The organism is Caulobacter sp. UC70_42 (assembly GCF_044056025.1).
Classification (GTDB): Bacteria; Pseudomonadota; Alphaproteobacteria; order Caulobacterales; family Caulobacteraceae; genus Caulobacter.
In genome coordinates this window covers 4,034,169-4,050,414 of the sequence record NZ_CP171994.1, presented here as the reverse complement: position 1 = coordinate 4,050,414, position 16,246 = coordinate 4,034,169, and the positions used below count along the sequence as shown (strand labels likewise).

Sequence of the window (16,246 nt, the reverse complement as noted above, 5' to 3'; positions counted from 1 at the left end):
GCGATTCCAGATTGTGTCGGGGTTGTCGTTGCGGTGGGTGATGGTGATGTGGATCATGGCTGATAGTGACGGCGCGCGTAGTATGCCGCCCAGGCGTTAACTGCATTAGCAATCTGCTGACCACTAAAGCCAAGCGCTGCAAGTCGATACTCTAAAGCCGACACCGACCGCACCTGTTCCGAACGCGCGATGGTCACGGCAATTTGCAGCACGGAGAGGTCGTCGGTCTCAGCCATTCTCGTTATCTCCCTGTTAAGCTAGGCGGGGTCGCCAAGGCCAACGGCGGCGATCATCATCGGACGATCAACGTCGCCGCTAAACGAGAAGGTCTCGCCAGCCCGCAAGCGAACATCGATCAGTTGGTAGAGCCTCAGCGCTTGGCGCATGACCGCCGTCTTGGACATCTGATGGTGCTCGGCGATCCGCTCCAGCGCGAGCATTTCCCGCTCTGGCATGTTCAGGGTCATCGTTGCTTGCGGTGCGCTCATCTGTTCCTCGTCTAGTACGGCTAGAACCGCTGTTGGGGTGGGTTAGGCGTCGTCGTGGTTCGGGACGTCTTCGATCTTCAGGTCCGCCCCCACGGCGCGCGCGATCGACGCGAACAGGTCGTCGGCCAGCGACATGCCGTCCGAGCCGTGCTCCTCGTAGTTGGAATAGCCGACGTCTCGGCCGTTGACATAGTAGCGGTTGCCGGTGTCGCGATCGAAGGCGCGACGATTGATGAACTCAGCCATGGTCTTCTCTCTCCTCCCAGCCTGGGCTGGATTGCTTGGGTTAGGCGGCGGACGCGTAGGGGATGGACTGCAAGGCCGCGATCAGGGCGCGCCGTTGTTCGTCGTCGATCTGAAACCGAGCATCGCCGATCTCCTCCGAATGGGCGTGCGAAATGCCGACGATGACGCGATGTCCGTCGATGGTTGCGTAAGGCTCGGCCCGAACAGAAATACTCTGCCCGCCCGATCGAATGGTGGTTTCCAATTGCATCTCTGTCTCTCCTACGGCCTAAGCCGCCTTGGTGTTGGTGGGGGTTAGGCGGGGTCGTCGAAATAGTCGTCGGCCGGCTCCCAGAGCGTGTCGTTCCGGTTCACGCCGCAGTAGTCGCAGGTCGAGCCCTCGCTGTGGTGATAGGTGAATTGGTGGCCGGTCTCGCCGTCGTCGTGCTCGGCGCTTTCGCAGCAGGACGGGCATATCGTCTTCTCGGGCGCGGCCTCGAAGTAGCAACCAACGTGTTCGCTGGACCCGCAGGCGCGGCAGGGCGGCGTTGCGTCAACCATCATCAGGCCCTTACCTCGCCATCCACGACGAAGCCGTGCCAGCAGGGCTCACTAGCGCAGTCTATAGAGGGGCTGAGCGTCGGCGCGTCTTCCGGGCCGGTGAAGGTCCAGACCTTACCGTTGAAGCGGGGATCAACGGACACGCTGCACTCGCGCTGAATGCGCTGACCGTCCTGGCCGATCTTCTGGCAAGGAAACACGCACTTTCGCGGTTGTCCGTCGCTATAAGTGACAATGTGGGCGCGGTCGGTCATCTACCCCTCCACGCTCAGGCCATCGCGCAGCGCGATCAGGTCGGCGTCGGTCTTGCGCCAGGACAGTTGGTCCCAGACATATTCCAAGACCTCCTCCAGGGTGTCGGTGTCGTAACGGGCATCGGCGAGCGCCAGTCTGGCAATGTCGCGGCCGACGTCTTTGCTCTTTCCAGCCATTAGCGAAGCTCCTTGGGCTTGAGGACGGCTGGCCCCTCACGCGTCGGCGTCGGAAACTTGCTCATCTCTCTCTCCATATCGGCAGATGCCGTGATAGGGGTGGGGTTAGAACCTGCGGTTCTGGCGTTCCCATTCGAGGTCTTTCTTGAGCTTCTCGACCTCGGTTTCCAATTCGGTGACGCGCATATCGGTGATCTGGTCGCGACAGTGGACGAAGACCGCCTCACGAACCTTCTGGCCGTCATGGCTCTTGGCCAGCGGGTAGAAGTTCAATGCCCAGGCCTCTCCGGTCAGGATCGCCCGCACCGTGCCTTCGACCATGCGGTCCATGGAGCCATGCAAGTTGCTGGTCACGTCGCTCAGCAGGAACGTCTCGACGTCCGACCAGAGCTTGTCGCGGAAGTCGTCGGTGAACTTGTCGACCAGCGGCTTGAAATGCTCCGCCTGGAACTGCTCCATGAAGGCGTCGGCGGCTCGGCGACCGACTTCATAGTGCGGACCGAGCACGGGGTGCTCCTCACCGAACGCCAGATCGTCAACGGTGAAGACGGCGGCAGCCTCGCGAAGCGCGTCGTTTGGTTCGGGTGGATTGACCCGAGCAGCCACGAAAGCTTCACTCTGCTCCTGATCGAGCTTCCATGGTTCGCTCATCGGTCTCTCTCCATAGGCAGATGCCTTGTTGGTTGGTCTTCGGGGTTAGGGAAGCGTCTCGCCGTCCAGAGCGGCAAGGTCAGATAGGGCCTGGGCGCGCTTGAGCTCTTGAACCTCTTCGGCGTTCTCGGACCGCCACTTCGCCCAGCTTTCATCCGTGAGCTTCCAGTTGATCCATTCGGCCGTGTCGGGCTTGGGATCGAACGAAGGCTCTCCAGCCGCGCAGCGCTCGCACAACTGCGGGCATTCGTCGTCGCGGTCTTCGAAGCTGAGGTGCTTGCCGCAGAAGTGCAGCCCGCAGCCATGATCACCGCCGTAAGCCTCCGTGCCGCACACGTAGGACAGACCGCGATCAATCTTGGCGTCGCAGCCTGGGTGATCGCAGATCGCTGGGACACCGTAGCCGATGTCACGGCCGAACCTGCCCCAGCGCTTATCGAAGCCGATTGACCAGCCCATCAGTACAGAAACTCCCGGATGGTGGGAACGTCATGCGCGGCGAGGGCCTCACAGGCTTCTCGATAGCCGTTGAGGTAAGCGTTCGCCACGTGCGGGTCCAAGGTCCAGCTTTCGACCATCGACTTTGAAGCCATGCGGTCATCCCAACCCGCTTGGTTGGCTTGCTGCTGGCGGTCGGTCATCTCGCTCTCCTTGGCGGCCGAACCGCCTTGTGCTTCAATCTGTAACCTCACTATAATTTCGTGAGATAGATACGCAAGCGATTTTTAGTGGCGCTCACGATATTTTCGTGAGAAACAGGCTCATGGTGTATGAGAAATCTGATAGCCGCTGGCGCTCCTGGCTGACCGAGGAGGAGGCCGCTCGCGTGGCCGAGATCGACGCGGCCGAGGAGGCGCTGAAGCCGCTCCGCATTGAGCGCCAGATGATCGCCAACCGCGCCGTCCAGCGCGCCCGCTATCACGAGAAGAAGGGCGCGAAATGACCGAGCGCCAGCGTACCAAGCCCTGAGGAGGGGGATGATGAGCGAGTTCCGCGTTCTCAAGCTCGGCGGTGACATCAAGCCCGGCCGGGTGATCGACCTTCGGAAGGTCTGCCCTGAGTGGGATGGTCGCGTGTCGGACAAGGCCCGCGCCGAGATCGAGGCCAACGATCGCCGAGCCGCCCGCGTGCTGCAAACCGCTCACCTGTTCTGGTTCGGCCGATGATCGCCGCCCGTTCCAAGGCCTGGGAGACCCGGCGAGCCAAGTACGGACCGCGCGGCCACAACAGCGGCTATGCCCGTGGCGGTCGCGCCAGAACCGCACTCGGCACGCTGGCGCTGAAGCTGATTATCCGCCTTCACGAGGAGGGCACGCTTTCGGAAGGCCAGTGCTGCAAAGCGCTCGACCTCGATCGCGTCGACTTCCGCGCCATCTGCGACGCTGGCCGGCCCTAAGGGGGATTTCCCCGACTCTGCTTTTGTGGTAGGGTGTTCGGGCTGCATCTGCCGGTGTTGGACCGGATAGCCCCCCCAAGGCGAAGATCGCGATGGGCACTTGACCTAGTCACCCAGGCCCTAGGGAACGCGGCCCGCAGCATCAGTACCGCGTAAGGGGCGGCGTAGTGCTCGGGCGGCAAGATATCGCGCCAGGGTAGGCTTAAGACGCCGACTGGTCGAAAGCGGGAGCGTTACCCGCGAGCACGTCCAGCGCCGCCCCTCTATTACGGGATTTTCCCGCATTTTGGCGCCGCGCTCAAACCCTTACGCCACAAGGGAAATTCGCTCAATTACCGGAAAATCCGGCAATTACGGCGCCTCCCCTCAACGCTTCCAAGTCCAAACCGGATCTCGCACTAGATGCGCAGAGACCGAGACGAGCCCGGAGGGTATTCCAAATCCCTAAAATCCATGCTAGCGTTTTTCATCGCAAGAAGCCCGCGAGGCTACAGTTGACTAGCGATGGAGGCGACAATGAATACCGGCGGCTAAATCCGCCATCCCCGAGTGAAGTACATTAAAAGGCCCCGGCTTACGAGCGGGGCCTTTTCTGCGTAAGGCTTGATGATTTGGCCCATGGTGGCCGTAGCACTTACGGATTAGGCGCGGACAAACGGCAGCACGTTGGCGTTGGGCGGCATGGTGGCGAACTGCTCCCAGGCTTCCATGAGCTGGCGCCGCTTGGCCAGGGCGTCGGATCGGCGATAGGCCCTCTCGACGGCATTTCCGACCGTGTGGGCTAGGGCCTCCTCGATCAGCTCGCGCGGGTAGGGCGTGCAGTCGCCGGCCCAATCTCGGAAAGCAGAGCGGAATCCGTGAACTGTGAAGGAAACCTCCATTCTCCGCAACAGCATGAGCATGGCCATGCGGGACAGCGGCTCGATGCGTTGGTCTCCGGGGAAAATGAAGCCTGCATCAGTCTTTAGCGGAGCCATCTCATCTAGGATTTCGCGCATCCGGTTGGTGATCGGCACGCGGTGCGCCTTGGTCGCCTTCATGCGAGAGGCTGGAATGGTCCAGACATCCCCGTCGATCTCCGACCATGTGGCCTCGCGCGTCTCCGTCGTTCGGGACGCGGCCAGAATAGTGAACTCCAAGGCCCGCGCCGCGACGGCCTGGCGCCCTCGCAGGCGCTGAATGAAGGCCGGGACGCCATCGTAGGACAGCGCGGCGTGATGCCCGCGAATCCGCTGTTGCTTGGCGAGGAGCAATTGCAGATGGCCGCGCCAGCGGGCCGGGTTCTCGCCCTTCCGAAGGCCCTTGATCTTCGCCACGTCCAGCACGCGCTCTATCCGGGCGCGGACCCGAGAAGCCGTCTCTGGGATCGTGTTCCAGATCGGCTTGAGCACGAGGAGCACGTCTTCTGTGTCGACGTCCGAAACCGGGCGCTTGGATATGGCCCCGGCGTGGGTGTCCAGGCTGGCCCGCCACTGGCCGTCCGTCTTCGGGCTCTTCCATCCTGGCGTAAGGTCGACAATGACCAGTTCCGCGAAATCGCGGAAGGTGACGGCAGATCCGGTCTGAAGCTTTCGCGCGCCGATCGGGTCAATGCCCCCGGCGACCATCTGTCGCGCCGATGCGGCGGCCTGGCGCGCGGCGGCGAGAGTGACGGTTTCAGCCGATCCCAGGCCCATTTCCCGGCGCTTTCCATGCCAGAAATATATCAAGACCCAACGTCGATTGAGGGTCTGGTCGACCTTAAGATATAGGCCAGCCCCATCGGCGTGCATTCCCGGCTCGCGGAGCGCCGCGATGGCCTTGACGGTGAGTCGGTTGGTGGCCCTCGCCATGTGATCCCCTCAGAACGTAGGAAGAACCTACGAGCACGCCCGGAGCCTTGCCAGCCTAAGGCGCGTCCTAAGGAGGTGCCTAAGATACCAGGATACAAACTGATACGTGGAGAGACGGACCGGCGACAAAACCTTGTCCCCAAAAGGGGTTCTGACGCAACCGGAGACGCCTAGACGCATAGGTCTGGCGGGCAGGGTGGGATTCGAACCCACGGTAGACTTTCACCTACGGCGGTTTTCAAGACCGCTGCCTTAAACCACTCGGCCACCTGCCCGGAGCAGGCGGCTATATCAGCGTGTCCGCGCCTTAACCAGACTTCAAAACAAACGGGCGACGATGTGAGCTCGGAAGGGGTGTGGGCCCGTCTGGACGACCATCGGATGAACCAGCGTATCGATCAGGTTTGGCGGATTGCGCGCAACCTCGGCCTCATGGCCCTGGCGGCCGCGAGTCTGGCCGCCTGCGCCACGCCCAAGTACGACGTCGGCAAGTCCGGCTACACGGCCAGCGCCCGTAACGAGACCACACGCGGTTCGTCGCCGCGCGCGGGCTCGACGGTCGGCCGCGACGGCAAGCCGCTGCGCGGCACCGAAAAACCCTATCAGATCAATGGCGTCTGGTACTATCCGCGCCAGGACAAGGATTACAACGTCGTCGGCGTCGGCTCCTGGTACGGCGAGCAGTTCCATAACCGTCGCACCGCCAACGGCGAAATGTTCGACATGGATACCCCGTCGGCCGCCCATAAGACCTTGCCGCTGCCCAGCCTGGTCGAGGTGACCAACCTCGACAACGGCAAGAAGATGATCGTGCGGGTCAACGACCGAGGGCCGTTCGTCGGCGATCGCGTCATCGACCTGTCGAAAGCCGCCGCCCAACAATTGGGCTACTATCGCCAGGGTGTCGCCCGCGTGCGGGTGAAGTATGTCGGCCCGGCGCCCGAGAACGCTTTCGAAGGCCCGCGCCGGTACGCCGTGACGCACACCGCGCCGCCGCCGCGCGAACGCAGCTTCGAGGACATCAAGGAGCCGCCCCAGCGCGTGCAGGTCATTCCGTCGCGCCAGCCGGATCCGGACTGGAGCGCGCCGGTCCAGCAATCCGCGCCGCAGATCAACCCGCCCGACCGGGCCTATGCCTTGGCCGCCAAGTCCGGATTCCGGGTCCAGGCCGGCTCGTTCTCCAGCCGCGAGAACGCCGAGAGGGCCGTGCGCCAGCTTTCGGGCGCCGGCCAAGCCCAGATCGACGCGATCGAGCGGGCCAGCGGCACGCTCTACCGCGTCACGGTTTCGGCCGGCCCTGACGAGGGGGAGGCCTGGAGCCTGCGCCAGCGGGTCGAGTTCGCTGGGCTATCAGGGCGCCACGGTCCTTCGTCCGTAACAAGGGGGCGTAAGCGCCTCTGGACAAGCCTCGGAAACCGGTCGAATGAGGCCGGGTGACCCAGGGTTCTTTCATCAGTTTCGAGGGCGGGGAGGGGGCGGGCAAGTCCACCCAGATCCGCCGCCTGGCCGAGCGCCTGAGCGCGGCCGGCCATGACGTCGTCGTCACCCGCGAACCGGCGGCAGCCCGGGCGCCGAGGCCATCCGCGACCTGCTGGTTAACGGCGCGGCCGACCGCTGGTCGCCGGTCACCGAGACCCTCCTGATGTACGCCTCACGCCGCGACCATCTGGAGCGGGTGATCCGTCCGGCTCTGGCGCAGGGCAAGGTCGTTCTGTGCGACCGCTTCGCCGATTCCACGCGGGCCTATCAGGGCGCGGGCGGCGACGCGCCGGCCAGCCTGATCGCGGCGCTGGAGGATCACGTCCTAAACGGCACGATCCCGACCCTGACCCTGATCCTGGATCTGCCGGCCGAGGTCGGCTTGAGCCGGGCCGAGGCGCGGGGCGGGGCGGCGCGGTTCGAGTCCAAGGGCCTCGATTTCCACCAGCGCCTGCGCGCCGGCTATCTGGAGATCGCCCGCCGCGAACCCGAGCGCTGCGTCGTCATCGACGCCGACGCCGAACTGGACGCGGTGACCGCCGCCATCAGCGAAGCCGTGGCCCAAAGGCTGGCGCTCTGATGACCCCGGCCCATCCGCGCGATGTCTATGACCTGGAGGGCCAGTCCGCCGCCGAGGCCGCGTTCCTCGAACGCCCTGGATCGCGGCCGGCTGCACCACGCCTGGCTGCTGACCGGCCCGGAAGGCGTGGGCAAGGCGACCCTGGCCTACCGCATGGCGCGGCGCCTGCTGGGTGCGCGGCCCGATCCGAGCCACGGTCTGCTGGGCGCGGCGCTGTCCGACCCGGTCAGTCGCCAGGTCGCCGCCCGCTCGCATCCGGACCTGATGGTGCTGGAGCGACTGACCGACGACGGCAAGGCCCGCAAGTCGATTCCGGTCGACGAGGCCCGCCAGTTGCCGGAGTTCTTCTCCACGACACCGGCCATTTCGCCCTATCGCGTGGCGATCATCGACGCGGCCGACGACCTCAACGTCAACGCCGCCAATGCGGTGCTGAAGACGCTGGAGGAGCCGCCGCCGCGCGGCGTGATCCTGCTGATCAGCCATGCGCCCGGCAAGCTCCTGCCGACCATTCGCTCGCGCTGCCGCCGTCTGGCCGTGCCCGCGCCGGGCGTACGGGCCGCCGCCGAGATGGTCGAGCGTATCGCCGACGTTTCGGGGCGCGACGCCGAGCGGCTGGCCCGCATGGCCCATGGCGCGCCGGGCAAGGCGCTGCAATTGGCCGCCGCCAAGGCCATCGAGATGGACGACGCGGCCAACGAGATCCTGCGCGGCCTGCCCAAGCTGGACGAGGGCGCGCTCTTGGCCCTGACCGACACCTTCCGCGGCGCCGAGGGCGCGGCGCGGTTCGAGCTTGTCATGGAGCGCATGGCCGACCAGGTGCGGATCTTCGCCACCCAGGTCGCGGCCGACGGCAAGAACTCGCCCGGTCTGGACCGGTGGGCGACCGCTTGGGAACGGCTGTCCAATGCGCCGGGCGAGGCCGAGGCCGTGAACCTCGACCGCGCCGATGTGTTCTGGAGCGTCATCTCGGACTTGCGCGCGGCGGCCAAGACGGCGATTTGAGCGGCATGCTCATCGACAGCCACGTGAATTTGCACGCGCCCCAGTTCGCCGAGGACAAGGACGCCGTCATCGCTCGCGCCCGCGAGGCCGGCGTCGCCCTGATGGTCACCATCTGCGACAAGGTCTCGTCCTTCGACGCCGTCCACGCCATCGCCATGGCCGAGCCCGATATCTGGAGCACGGTCGGCACGCACCCGCACGAGGCCAAGGAAGACCCCGCGCTGACCGCGGAGCGCCTGGTCGAACTGGCCCAACGTCCGCGCGTCATCGGCATTGGCGAATGCGGCCTGGATTTCCACTATGACCTGTCGCCGCGCGACGTGCAGGCGCAGGTGTTCCGTCAGCACTGCATCGCCGCCCGCGAGAGCGGTTTGCCGCTGGTGGTTCACACTCGCGAGGCCGATGACGTCATGGGTCAGATCCTCGAGGAGGAGCACGCGACCGGGCCATTCAAGATCCTGATGCACTGCTACACCAGCGGTCCGGCGCTGGCGGCTCGCGCCATGGCCCTGGGCGCGTGGTTCTCGGTGTCGGGCATCGCCACCTTCAAGGCGGCCGAGGACGTGCGCGAGGTGATCCGCGACATGCCCGCCGACCGGATCATCGTCGAGACCGACTGCCCCTATCTGGCGCCCGTGCCGATGCGCGGGCGTCGCAACGAGCCGGCCTATCTGCCGCATATCTACGACAAGCTGGCCGAAATCCGCGGCTGGAGCCGGGCCGACACGGAAGCCCGCACGGAAGACGCCTTCTTCAACCTGTTCGACCGGATTCCCCGTCCATGACCGGTCCGCTGGAGTTCACCATCCTGGGCTCCGGCTCGTCCGGCGGCGTTCCGCGCGCCGACGGCAACTGGGGCGATTGCGATCCGGCCGAGCCCAGGAACCACCGCTCGCGTTGCTCGCTGCTGGTGCGGAGGAAGGGCGAGGACGAGGGCGGGGCGCTCCATGAGACCACGGTCGTTGTCGACACCTCGCCGGACCTGCGGCTGCAGGCCGCAAAGGCCGGGGTGAAGCGGGTCGACGCGGCGCTGTTCACGCACGATCACGCCGACCAGGCCCACGGCATCGACGACCTGCGGCCGTTCTTCCTCAATCAGCGGGTCCGCATCCCAACCTGGATGGATCAAGCCACGCATGACGGCCTGCTGACGCGGTTCGAGTACATCTTCAAGACGCGCGGCGGCTATCCGGCCATCCTGGAACCACGCCTGATCCCGCCGCTGGGCGAGGATTTCCAGATCGACGGCCCCAGCGGCTCGATCCCTGTCCACACCTTCGACGTGGACCACGGCGAGATCCGCGCGGTCGGCTATCGCTTCGGTGGGGTGGCCTACACCCCCGATGTCCGCGCCATTCCCGACGGAAGCTGGGCGGACCTGGCCGATCTCGACGTCTGGATCGTCGACGCCCTGCGCTGGACGCCGCATCCGACCCACGCCCACGTCGAGCTGGCCCTGGAATGGATCGCCAAGGTCAGGCCGAAGCGGGCCATCCTGACCAACCTGCACATCGATCTCGACTACAACGCCTTGACCGCTTGCCTGCCGCCGGGCGTCGAGGCTGGCTATGACGGGCTTCGGTTCACGCTCTAGGCGCCTTTTCCGAAGGCCGCGCAGCGCTCAATCCACGTCGCTTCAAGGCGCCGGTCGCGTTTTAGGCGACGAAGCGCTCGTTCTTACGCAACTTTTGCCGAATTTGGCGAAAACTTGGCTTCACGTAACGAGGCTGAAATAAGCTGGTCCAACAACACCGTCATAGGGACGCGGTAGAGACATCCTCCCGTGCGTCATTGACCCGACCTCCCATGGCTGAAACCGTCACCATCTCCCGAGAAGTCTTCCAGCGCCTCCGCTCGCGCCTGCCTGCTGTAACGCGCGAGCATCTGTTCGACTGCTACGCCATCAGCGAAACCACCTGGACGAAGCTGCGCGACGGCAAGCCGGTGAAGCGCTCGACCCTCGACCGCATCCTGGCCAAGCTGGCCCTGCTCGACGCTCGGGTGGCGGCCTAGACGCGACCGCGAGGATGATCCGTTGGGTCGTCTCCACGCGGCTCGATCTGCTATGAGCGGTTCATGAGCTCCCTTGGGACCGGTGCGCGCCAACGCATCCTCGTGATCGACGACGAGCCGCAGATCCATCGCTTTCTGGGGCCGGCCCTGGAGGCGGCGGGCTACGAGCCCCTACGCGCGGACGGCGGACAGGAAGGCCTGCGCGCCATCGCCCTGTGGTCGCCCGACGCCGTGGTGCTGGACCTCGGTTTGCCCGACATGGACGGCAAGGACGTGCTGGAGAAGGCCCGGGCCTTCTATGATGGTCCGATCCTGATCCTGTCGGCCCGCGATCGGGAGATCGAGAAGATCGAGGCGCTGGATCGCGGAGCCAACGACTATATCGAGAAGCCCTTCGGCGTGGGAGAACTGCTGGCGCGGCTGCGGGCGGCGATGCGTCAGGCCGGCCGCGCTGAGGCGCCCAGCGGGCCGATCCGCGCCGGCGATGTCGAGATCGACCTCGACAAGCGCCGCGTCACCCGCGCTGGCGAGGCCGTGAAGCTGTCGCCGCGCGAATATGACGTGCTGATCCGCCTGGCCCTTGGTCATGGCAAGGTGCTGACCCACAAGGAACTGCTGACCGCCGTCTGGGGGCCCGCGCATGCGCGTGACACCCAGTATCTGCGCGTCTTCATCGGCCAACTGCGTCAGAAGTTGGAGGCCGACCCGGCCTCGCCCAAGCTGCTGCGGACCGAACCGGGCGTCGGCTACCGCTTCGTCGACGACGCGAGTTAGCGCCCGCCGACCTCGATGCGACGCACGCGGATCGCCGGCTGGCTTCCGATTTTCATCATGTAACTGCCCATGGCCGCCTTGCGGACCTCGATCGTGTCGCCGGCTTTCGGCGGCTTGCCCAGCATGGTGTCGTCGATCTGGCGCCAGACCGCGCCGTCCTCCAGCGTGACGACCAGCCGTTGCTCGCCGTCGACTCGGGCGCTCTTGACCACCGACTGCAGCTTGTCGGTCTCGGCCTTGTCGGCGCCCTTGTCGAGGATCGACAACGTCGGCAGTTCCAGGCCGAAGGCCTGGCGGCGCGCGGCGCGGGCGGCCTGCTTGTCGATGATGATGACCTCGCCCGTCTCCTGGGCCTTGGTCACCGACTGGGCGGCCTTGTCATAGCAGGCCAGCCGCTCGGCGTCGGCGGTGATGGCGCGGCAGGCCTTCAGCGCGGCGATCACCGCGGGCTCGGCGGGCTCGGCGGCGAAAGCGGGAGCGGCGGCGAGGGCGATCGCGGCGGCGAGCAGCAGCTTGGTCATCTCGAATTCCTTAAGCGGCGAGATCTTATGCGGCTTGCTGGGCGTCGCCCAGCAGCCATCCGGTCAGCGACAGCCGCTTGGCGGCGGCATAGGAGGCGACCTGCGCCACCGAGTGGGCGGCCGGCACCTTGAAGAGGGTCAGTACGTTGAACTCGGGCTTGAAACCCCGCGTGACGTTGCCCTCGGCGTCATGGAAGAGAAGCTGGCCGCCCCAGTCGGCGCGCCACTTCCGGGTGAAGCCCAGGGTGAAGGCGGCCAGGCGCGTGTCCTCGCGGTGGCGGTCGTCGTGCAGCGTCAGGAAGTCGCCAGGGCGATAGTAGGACGCCTGGATCCGGACGCCCGTCACGGCCGGCGCGCCGATCACGCGACGGCCGAAATCGAGAAAGTCCTCGCTCTGCAGGAACTGTGTCGCGCGATGGATCGGCGCTTCCGAGCTACGGAGATATTCGTCCTGCAAGGCATAGGATAGGTGCACGAAGGAAAAGCCCGTCGCGGCGCGCTTGATCGCCCCTTGCAGGAACTGTCGAACCTGGGCCTCGCCGAACTTCTTGACCACCTCCGGGGTGATGACCAGCGTTTCCGACGCCTCGTCGGGCGCGACGATGTTCCAGGTCAGGCCTTCCATCACTCCGGCGACCGCCTCGGCGTCGGCCGGAACCAGGAAGACCGGAATCTGCACGTAGCCATCCCGCGCGAACCGGCTCGCGAACGTCTCGATCGGCAGGTCGCTGTTGATTCTGAGGGGAGGGTGCGCGGGCATGCGAGACTCGTCGGTACGGGATCGTGAGCATGGATTTGCTCGGATTTTATTCAAGCGGTGCTTTTCATTCCCGTGCAACTACCACTGTGGCTTAAAACGCCGTCGCCTGAGGCGACTTGTCGCGGGGCCGCGCGACACTCAAGTCGAGAAGCGAATATTGTCTCATTTAAGACGCCAGCCAAGCTGTTCTGGCAGCATGGCAAGGCCCCGATCTGAGTTCTTGGAAGATGATTTTTCAGATAGTTGCTGGGGGGCGAACTTCATCGCCGTCGTCACTGCACTGAGGCGCAATCATCGCCTGACGGCCGATTACTTCGTATATAATGTACAGCATTGCGAAGCGGCAAAGAACTCAGCCGCATCCATCCCCTTGAAAATGCACGGTCTTGCCCAGATTGACGCCTGAGCCTGTGTCGGCTGCGTTACATTTTGGTAACAGGTGGAAATTTCCTGGGCATTCGCGCCGTCTGGCTGATTGACCAGAGGTCTTCCAATTCCACTCTTGCCCGCAAAACCCGGTTCCAGGGGGGACAGGGGGAGCGCCGCATGCTCGATCCGCAGGGCTTCGGCGTATAAGTTTTGGAGGTGGAATTTGTTTAGTGTGACCACTCGTAGAAAGCGCCTGCTGGCGTCTTCGATCCTCTGCGGCTTCATGCTGCCGGCCGCTGGCGCCTGGGCCCAGCAGACGGCGACGCCCGACGAGTCGGCTCAGGTCGAGGAAATCGTCGTCACCGGTTCGCGCATCGCGCGTCCCGACCTGACGTCCGCGAGCCCGATCGCCACGGTTGGCGACAAGGAGCTCAAGCAATCGGGCGTGGTGAACACCGAAAACCTGCTGAACACCCTGCCGCAGGCCGTCCCGGGCATCACCTCGACCGTCAACAACGGCAGCAACGGCACGGCCACGGTCAACCTGCGCGGCCTGGGTTCGAACCGCACCCTGGTCCTGGTCGACGGCAAGCGCCAGACGCCGACCACCCAGTCGGGCACAGTCGACATCAACCTGATCCCGCCGGCCCTGATCAAGCGCATCGAAGTCGTGTCGGGCGGCGGCGCCGCCGTGTACGGCTCGGACGCCGTGTCGGGCGTCGTGAACTTCATGCTGAAGCAAGACTTCGAAGGCATGGAATTCAGCGCCGGCTATTCGGAAACCGACAAGGGCGAAGCGCCGATCTATTCGACCGACCTGACCATCGGCGCCAACTTCGCCGATCGCAAGGGCAACGTCGTCCTGAACCTGGGCTACAACAAGCGTGAAGCCCTGACCCAGGGCGAACGCGGCGGCATGCTCAGCACCGCCTGGGGCGACAACGCCACCAAGACCGGCCTCGTTCCGTCGGGCTCGGGCTCGAACGAGCAAGGCCGCATCAACCCGTTCGTGGCTGGCAAGATCATCAACCTGACGGGCCTGGGCCGGGCGCCGACCGCCGCCGACTCCGCGCTGTTCTTGCCGGATGGCAACATCCGCCTCTATAACGACGCGAACGACACCTATAACTTCGCCCCGGTCAACTACGTCCAGACGCCGCAAGAGCGCTTCTCGGTCACCTCGCTGGCGCACTACGAGATCAAGCCGGGCCTGCAGGTCTACGCCAAGGGTAACTTCGTCAACAGCCAGGTCGTGACCCAGCTCGCGCCGACCCCGATCGGCACCCGCACGTTCCGCTTCACGCTGGACAACAACCCGTTCCTGACCGCCGCCGCCAAGCAGGCGCTGAACGGCCTGGGTTCGACCACGGCCTATACGATCCCGGCCTCGAGCTCGTGGACCGCCGGCACGTTCACCGACGTCGACTCCGACGGCGATGGCCTGTTCGACACGGTCACCGGTTCGTTCAACCGCCGCCTGACCGAAGTCGGCCCGCGCGTGTCGAAGTTCAACTTCTTCGGCTACCAGATGCAACTGGGCATCAAGGGCGACATCGAAGCCATCAACGGCGGCTTCGACGTCTACTATCAGTACGGCAACACCCACGGCAGCAACTCGCTGCTGGGCGACACCAGCCTGGCCCGCATCCAGCAGGCCCTGCTGCTGAATTCCACGGGCACCGGCTGCGCCGACCCGTCGGGCGGCTGCGTGCCGATCAACCTGTTCGGCCAAGGCAACATCTCGAAGGCCGCCGCGGACTTCATCAAGACCCGCATCAACTCGTCGCAGGACTACGAGCAGCAGTACGGCGGCTTCAGCATCAACGGCGACACGGCGAACATGTTCTCGCTGCCGGCTGGCCCGATCGGCTTCGCCATCGGCGGTGAATATCGCGCGGAAGAGTTCGCCTTCCTGCCTAGCCAAGACCTGGCGACGGGCAACCTGACGGGCTTCAACGCCAGCCCGCCGGTCTCGGGTCGCTTCGACGTCTACGAAGGCTACGCCGAACTGCTGGTTCCGCTGCTGAAGGACCTGCCGCTCATCAAGTCCCTGGACCTTGAGCTGGCCGGCCGTACGTCGGACTACACCGGCCAACCGCATCCGGTGAAGACCTACAAGGTCGCCGGCACGTGGAAGGTCTATGACGATCTGATGCTGCGCGCTTCGTACAACAAGGCGATCCGCGCGCCGTCGATCGGCGAACTCTACTCGCCGCAATCGAACGGCTTCCCGACCGCGACCGACCCCTGCTCGTCGCGTGGCGCGCCGAACGCGGCCGTCCGTCAGGCCTGCATCAACTCGGGCGTCGCGGCCAACCTCGTCGGCCTGATCAACGCCAACCAGCAGACCCAGACGCTGTCGGGCGGCAACCCGAACCTGCGTCCCGAGCAGGCCAAGACCTTCACGACGGGCTTCGCCTACACCCCGTCGTGGCTGCCGGGCTTCTCGGTGACCGCCGACTACTTCGACATCAAGATCAACGACACGATCGACAGCTTCGGTAGCTCGGCCTCCAACGTCCTGGCCGTCTGCTACGGCTCGGTCGTGAACGGCAACCCGAACTCGCCGTACTGCCAGTCGATCATCCGTCTGGCCAACGGCTCGATCGATTACATCTCGCTGACCAACCAGAACATCGCGACTCTGAAGACCAAGGGCCTCGACATCGGCGTGGCCTATCGTACGACCCTGGAAAACCTGGGTCTGCCCGATTGGGGTTCGCTGGCCTTCCGCTCGCTCTACACCAACACGTGGGAGTGGACGAAGATCCCGGACGCCATCTCGGCCCCGGTCAAGTGCGCCGACAAGTTCGGCGCGCGTTGCGGCACGGCCATCCCGCGTCACAAGCTGCGCTCGACGATGAACTGGACCATGAACCAGTTCGGCGTGAACGTGGTGTGGAGCCACCTGGACGACGTGACCGACGACAACCCCTCGAGCGTCTTCACCGTCGAGCGTATCGGCGCGAAGAACTACTGGGATCTGTCGGCCGACTGGAACGTCAACGACAACGTCGCCTTCACGGCCGGCGTGCGCAACCTGACCCAGGAATCCTACCCGATCATGGGCGGCAACGCTTCGCCGTCGAACAGCGGCTACCCCGCCGTGTACGACGTCCTGGGCCGCGTGTTCTTCATCAACGCCCGCCTGCGCTACTAAG

At 65.0% G+C, this 16,246-nt stretch carries 22 protein-coding genes, 1 tRNA gene and 2 pseudogenes; 11 read left to right on the top strand and 14 right to left on the bottom strand.

Annotated features, from left to right (window positions below; translation table 11 throughout):
* Nucleotides 1-53 precede the first annotated feature (53 nt).
* The 10 genes from ACHMW8_RS20130 to ACHMW8_RS20085 form a co-directional block, all read right to left on the bottom strand.
* On the bottom strand, nucleotides 54-236 hold the full coding sequence (locus ACHMW8_RS20130) for a hypothetical protein (protein WP_395443545.1): 183 nt from the start codon (nucleotides 234-236) through the stop codon (nucleotides 54-56).
* A 21-nt stretch (nucleotides 237-257) separates the two neighbouring features.
* Nucleotides 258-488, bottom strand: a complete 231-nt coding sequence (locus tag ACHMW8_RS20125; protein WP_395443544.1) for a hypothetical protein — start codon at nucleotides 486-488, stop codon at nucleotides 258-260.
* 42 nt (nucleotides 489-530) lie between these two features.
* A complete protein-coding gene (locus ACHMW8_RS20120) occupies nucleotides 531-734 on the bottom strand; it encodes a hypothetical protein (RefSeq protein WP_395443543.1) in 204 nt (67 codons plus the stop codon).
* Nucleotides 735-774: 40 nt separating this feature from the next.
* On the bottom strand, nucleotides 775-984 hold the full coding sequence (locus ACHMW8_RS20115; protein WP_395443542.1) for a hypothetical protein: 210 nt from the start codon (nucleotides 982-984) through the stop codon (nucleotides 775-777).
* A 44-nt stretch (nucleotides 985-1,028) separates the two neighbouring features.
* Entirely contained in the window at nucleotides 1,029-1,277 is a 249-nt protein-coding gene (locus ACHMW8_RS20110; protein ID WP_395443541.1) for a hypothetical protein, read from the bottom strand.
* Nucleotides 1,277-1,528, bottom strand: a complete 252-nt coding sequence (locus tag ACHMW8_RS20105; RefSeq protein ID WP_395443540.1) for a DUF6527 family protein — start codon at nucleotides 1,526-1,528, stop codon at nucleotides 1,277-1,279. The genes ACHMW8_RS20110 and ACHMW8_RS20105 overlap by 1 nt, the downstream gene beginning before the upstream one ends.
* Entirely contained in the window at nucleotides 1,529-1,705 is a 177-nt protein-coding gene (locus ACHMW8_RS20100; protein ID WP_395443539.1) for a hypothetical protein, read from the bottom strand. It abuts the gene before it with no gap.
* A 105-nt stretch (nucleotides 1,706-1,810) separates the two neighbouring features.
* A complete protein-coding gene (locus ACHMW8_RS20095; protein ID WP_395443538.1) occupies nucleotides 1,811-2,356 on the bottom strand; it encodes a hypothetical protein in 546 nt (181 codons plus the stop codon).
* 45 nt (nucleotides 2,357-2,401) lie between these two features.
* The gene (locus ACHMW8_RS20090) at nucleotides 2,402-2,815 is read right to left on the bottom strand and encodes a hypothetical protein (protein ID WP_395443537.1); all 414 of its coding nucleotides are present in this window, start codon (nucleotides 2,813-2,815) and stop codon (nucleotides 2,402-2,404) included.
* Entirely contained in the window at nucleotides 2,815-2,997 is a 183-nt protein-coding gene (locus ACHMW8_RS20085) for a hypothetical protein (protein WP_395443536.1), read from the bottom strand. The genes ACHMW8_RS20090 and ACHMW8_RS20085 overlap by 1 nt, the downstream gene beginning before the upstream one ends.
* A gap of 122 nt (nucleotides 2,998-3,119) precedes the next feature.
* On the opposite strand from ACHMW8_RS20085, the gene ACHMW8_RS20080 reads away from it, so the two are divergent.
* The 3 genes from ACHMW8_RS20080 to ACHMW8_RS20070 are packed head-to-tail and all read left to right on the top strand — an operon-like array spanning nucleotide 3,120 to nucleotide 3,752.
* On the top strand, nucleotides 3,120-3,299 hold the full coding sequence (locus tag ACHMW8_RS20080) for a hypothetical protein (RefSeq protein ID WP_395443535.1): 180 nt from the start codon (nucleotides 3,120-3,122) through the stop codon (nucleotides 3,297-3,299).
* A 37-nt stretch (nucleotides 3,300-3,336) separates the two neighbouring features.
* The gene (locus tag ACHMW8_RS20075; protein ID WP_395443534.1) at nucleotides 3,337-3,522 is read left to right on the top strand and encodes a hypothetical protein; all 186 of its coding nucleotides are present in this window, start codon (nucleotides 3,337-3,339) and stop codon (nucleotides 3,520-3,522) included.
* Entirely contained in the window at nucleotides 3,519-3,752 is a 234-nt protein-coding gene (locus ACHMW8_RS20070; RefSeq protein ID WP_395443533.1) for a hypothetical protein, read from the top strand. The genes ACHMW8_RS20075 and ACHMW8_RS20070 overlap by 4 nt, the downstream gene beginning before the upstream one ends.
* 641 nt (nucleotides 3,753-4,393) lie before the next feature.
* On the opposite strand, the gene ACHMW8_RS20065 is transcribed toward ACHMW8_RS20070, so the two are convergent.
* Both ACHMW8_RS20065 and ACHMW8_RS20060 read right to left on the bottom strand, forming a co-directional pair.
* Entirely contained in the window at nucleotides 4,394-5,584 is a 1,191-nt protein-coding gene (locus ACHMW8_RS20065) for a tyrosine-type recombinase/integrase (protein WP_395443532.1), read from the bottom strand.
* Nucleotides 5,585-5,769: 185 nt separating this feature from the next.
* Nucleotides 5,770-5,859, bottom strand: a tRNA-Ser gene (locus ACHMW8_RS20060).
* Nucleotides 5,860-5,965: 106 nt separating this feature from the next.
* Here ACHMW8_RS20060 and ACHMW8_RS20055 point away from each other — a divergent pair.
* The 7 genes and pseudogenes from ACHMW8_RS20055 to ACHMW8_RS20025 all read left to right on the top strand — a co-directional run bounded on the left by ACHMW8_RS20055 (nucleotide 5,966) and on the right by ACHMW8_RS20025 (nucleotide 11,435).
* Entirely contained in the window at nucleotides 5,966-7,021 is a 1,056-nt protein-coding gene (locus ACHMW8_RS20055; protein ID WP_395443531.1) for a septal ring lytic transglycosylase RlpA family protein, read from the top strand.
* A pseudogene (tmk, locus tag ACHMW8_RS20050) lies at nucleotides 7,018-7,643 on the top strand (dTMP kinase). Before ACHMW8_RS20055 ends, tmk begins: the two are co-directional and overlap by 4 nt.
* Nucleotides 7,643-8,648 (top strand): annotated as a pseudogene (locus ACHMW8_RS20045) (DNA polymerase III subunit delta'). The pseudogenes tmk and ACHMW8_RS20045 overlap by 1 nt, the downstream one beginning before the upstream one ends.
* Nucleotides 8,645-9,433: a TatD family hydrolase gene (locus tag ACHMW8_RS20040; RefSeq protein WP_395443530.1), complete on the top strand. Its 789-nt coding sequence runs from the start codon at nucleotides 8,645-8,647 to the stop codon at nucleotides 9,431-9,433. Before ACHMW8_RS20045 ends, ACHMW8_RS20040 begins: the two are co-directional and overlap by 4 nt.
* Entirely contained in the window at nucleotides 9,430-10,242 is an 813-nt protein-coding gene (locus tag ACHMW8_RS20035; protein WP_395443529.1) for an MBL fold metallo-hydrolase, read from the top strand. The genes ACHMW8_RS20040 and ACHMW8_RS20035 overlap by 4 nt, the downstream gene beginning before the upstream one ends.
* Nucleotides 10,243-10,454: 212 nt before the next feature.
* Nucleotides 10,455-10,661 carry a hypothetical protein gene (locus ACHMW8_RS20030; RefSeq protein WP_125158395.1) on the top strand — a complete coding sequence of 69 codons (207 nt, stop codon included), beginning with the start codon at nucleotides 10,455-10,457 and terminating at the stop codon, nucleotides 10,659-10,661.
* 63 nt (nucleotides 10,662-10,724) lie between these two features.
* Nucleotides 10,725-11,435 (top strand): response regulator, encoded by a 711-nt coding sequence (locus ACHMW8_RS20025; protein ID WP_395443528.1) that lies wholly within the window; start codon nucleotides 10,725-10,727, stop codon nucleotides 11,433-11,435.
* Here ACHMW8_RS20025 and ACHMW8_RS20020 read toward each other — a convergent pair.
* Together ACHMW8_RS20020 and ACHMW8_RS20015 are read right to left on the bottom strand one after the other, a co-directional pair.
* Nucleotides 11,432-11,956 carry a hypothetical protein gene (locus ACHMW8_RS20020; protein ID WP_125158397.1) on the bottom strand — a complete coding sequence of 175 codons (525 nt, stop codon included), beginning with the start codon at nucleotides 11,954-11,956 and terminating at the stop codon, nucleotides 11,432-11,434. The two genes, ACHMW8_RS20025 and ACHMW8_RS20020, sit on opposite strands and share 4 nt — an antisense overlap.
* Nucleotides 11,957-11,981: 25 nt before the next feature.
* Complete coding sequence (locus tag ACHMW8_RS20015) at nucleotides 11,982-12,716, bottom strand: 2OG-Fe(II) oxygenase family protein (protein WP_125158398.1); 735 nt, start codon at nucleotides 12,714-12,716, stop codon at nucleotides 11,982-11,984.
* A 652-nt stretch (nucleotides 12,717-13,368) separates the two neighbouring features.
* Here ACHMW8_RS20015 and ACHMW8_RS20010 point away from each other — a divergent pair.
* Complete coding sequence (locus tag ACHMW8_RS20010) at nucleotides 13,369-16,245, top strand: TonB-dependent receptor domain-containing protein (RefSeq protein WP_395446016.1); 2,877 nt, start codon at nucleotides 13,369-13,371, stop codon at nucleotides 16,243-16,245.
* The last annotated feature ends 1 nt before the right edge of the window (nucleotide 16,246 follow it).

Bases quoted from the DNA above. Each gene is read 5' to 3' on its own strand.
- ACHMW8_RS20130 (WP_395443545.1), bottom strand. From the start codon at position 236: ATGGCTGAGACCGACGACCTCTCCGTGCTGCAAATTGCCGTGACCATC.
- ACHMW8_RS20125 (WP_395443544.1), bottom strand. From the start codon at position 488: ATGAGCGCACCGCAAGCAACGATGACCCTGAACATGCCAGAGCGGGAA.
- ACHMW8_RS20120 (WP_395443543.1), bottom strand. From the start codon at position 734: ATGGCTGAGTTCATCAATCGTCGCGCCTTCGATCGCGACACCGGCAAC.
- ACHMW8_RS20115 (WP_395443542.1), bottom strand. From the start codon at position 984: ATGCAATTGGAAACCACCATTCGATCGGGCGGGCAGAGTATTTCTGTT.
- ACHMW8_RS20110 (WP_395443541.1), bottom strand. From the start codon at position 1,277: ATGATGGTTGACGCAACGCCGCCCTGCCGCGCCTGCGGGTCCAGCGAA.
- ACHMW8_RS20105 (WP_395443540.1), bottom strand. From the start codon at position 1,528: ATGACCGACCGCGCCCACATTGTCACTTATAGCGACGGACAACCGCGA.
- ACHMW8_RS20100 (WP_395443539.1), bottom strand. From the start codon at position 1,705: ATGGCTGGAAAGAGCAAAGACGTCGGCCGCGACATTGCCAGACTGGCG.
- ACHMW8_RS20095 (WP_395443538.1), bottom strand. From the start codon at position 2,356: ATGAGCGAACCATGGAAGCTCGATCAGGAGCAGAGTGAAGCTTTCGTG.
- ACHMW8_RS20090 (WP_395443537.1), bottom strand. From the start codon at position 2,815: ATGGGCTGGTCAATCGGCTTCGATAAGCGCTGGGGCAGGTTCGGCCGT.
- ACHMW8_RS20085 (WP_395443536.1), bottom strand. From the start codon at position 2,997: ATGACCGACCGCCAGCAGCAAGCCAACCAAGCGGGTTGGGATGACCGC.
- ACHMW8_RS20080 (WP_395443535.1), top strand. From the start codon at position 3,120: ATGGTGTATGAGAAATCTGATAGCCGCTGGCGCTCCTGGCTGACCGAG.
- ACHMW8_RS20075 (WP_395443534.1), top strand. From the start codon at position 3,337: ATGAGCGAGTTCCGCGTTCTCAAGCTCGGCGGTGACATCAAGCCCGGC.
- ACHMW8_RS20070 (WP_395443533.1), top strand. From the start codon at position 3,519: ATGATCGCCGCCCGTTCCAAGGCCTGGGAGACCCGGCGAGCCAAGTAC.
- ACHMW8_RS20065 (WP_395443532.1), bottom strand. From the start codon at position 5,584: ATGGCGAGGGCCACCAACCGACTCACCGTCAAGGCCATCGCGGCGCTC.
- ACHMW8_RS20055 (WP_395443531.1), top strand. From the start codon at position 5,966: ATGAACCAGCGTATCGATCAGGTTTGGCGGATTGCGCGCAACCTCGGC.
- ACHMW8_RS20035 (WP_395443529.1), top strand. From the start codon at position 9,430: ATGACCGGTCCGCTGGAGTTCACCATCCTGGGCTCCGGCTCGTCCGGC.
- ACHMW8_RS20030 (WP_125158395.1), top strand. From the start codon at position 10,455: ATGGCTGAAACCGTCACCATCTCCCGAGAAGTCTTCCAGCGCCTCCGC.
- ACHMW8_RS20025 (WP_395443528.1), top strand. From the start codon at position 10,725: ATGAGCTCCCTTGGGACCGGTGCGCGCCAACGCATCCTCGTGATCGAC.
- ACHMW8_RS20020 (WP_125158397.1), bottom strand. From the start codon at position 11,956: ATGACCAAGCTGCTGCTCGCCGCCGCGATCGCCCTCGCCGCCGCTCCC.
- ACHMW8_RS20015 (WP_125158398.1), bottom strand. From the start codon at position 12,716: ATGCCCGCGCACCCTCCCCTCAGAATCAACAGCGACCTGCCGATCGAG.
- ACHMW8_RS20010 (WP_395446016.1), top strand. From the start codon at position 13,369: ATGCTGCCGGCCGCTGGCGCCTGGGCCCAGCAGACGGCGACGCCCGAC.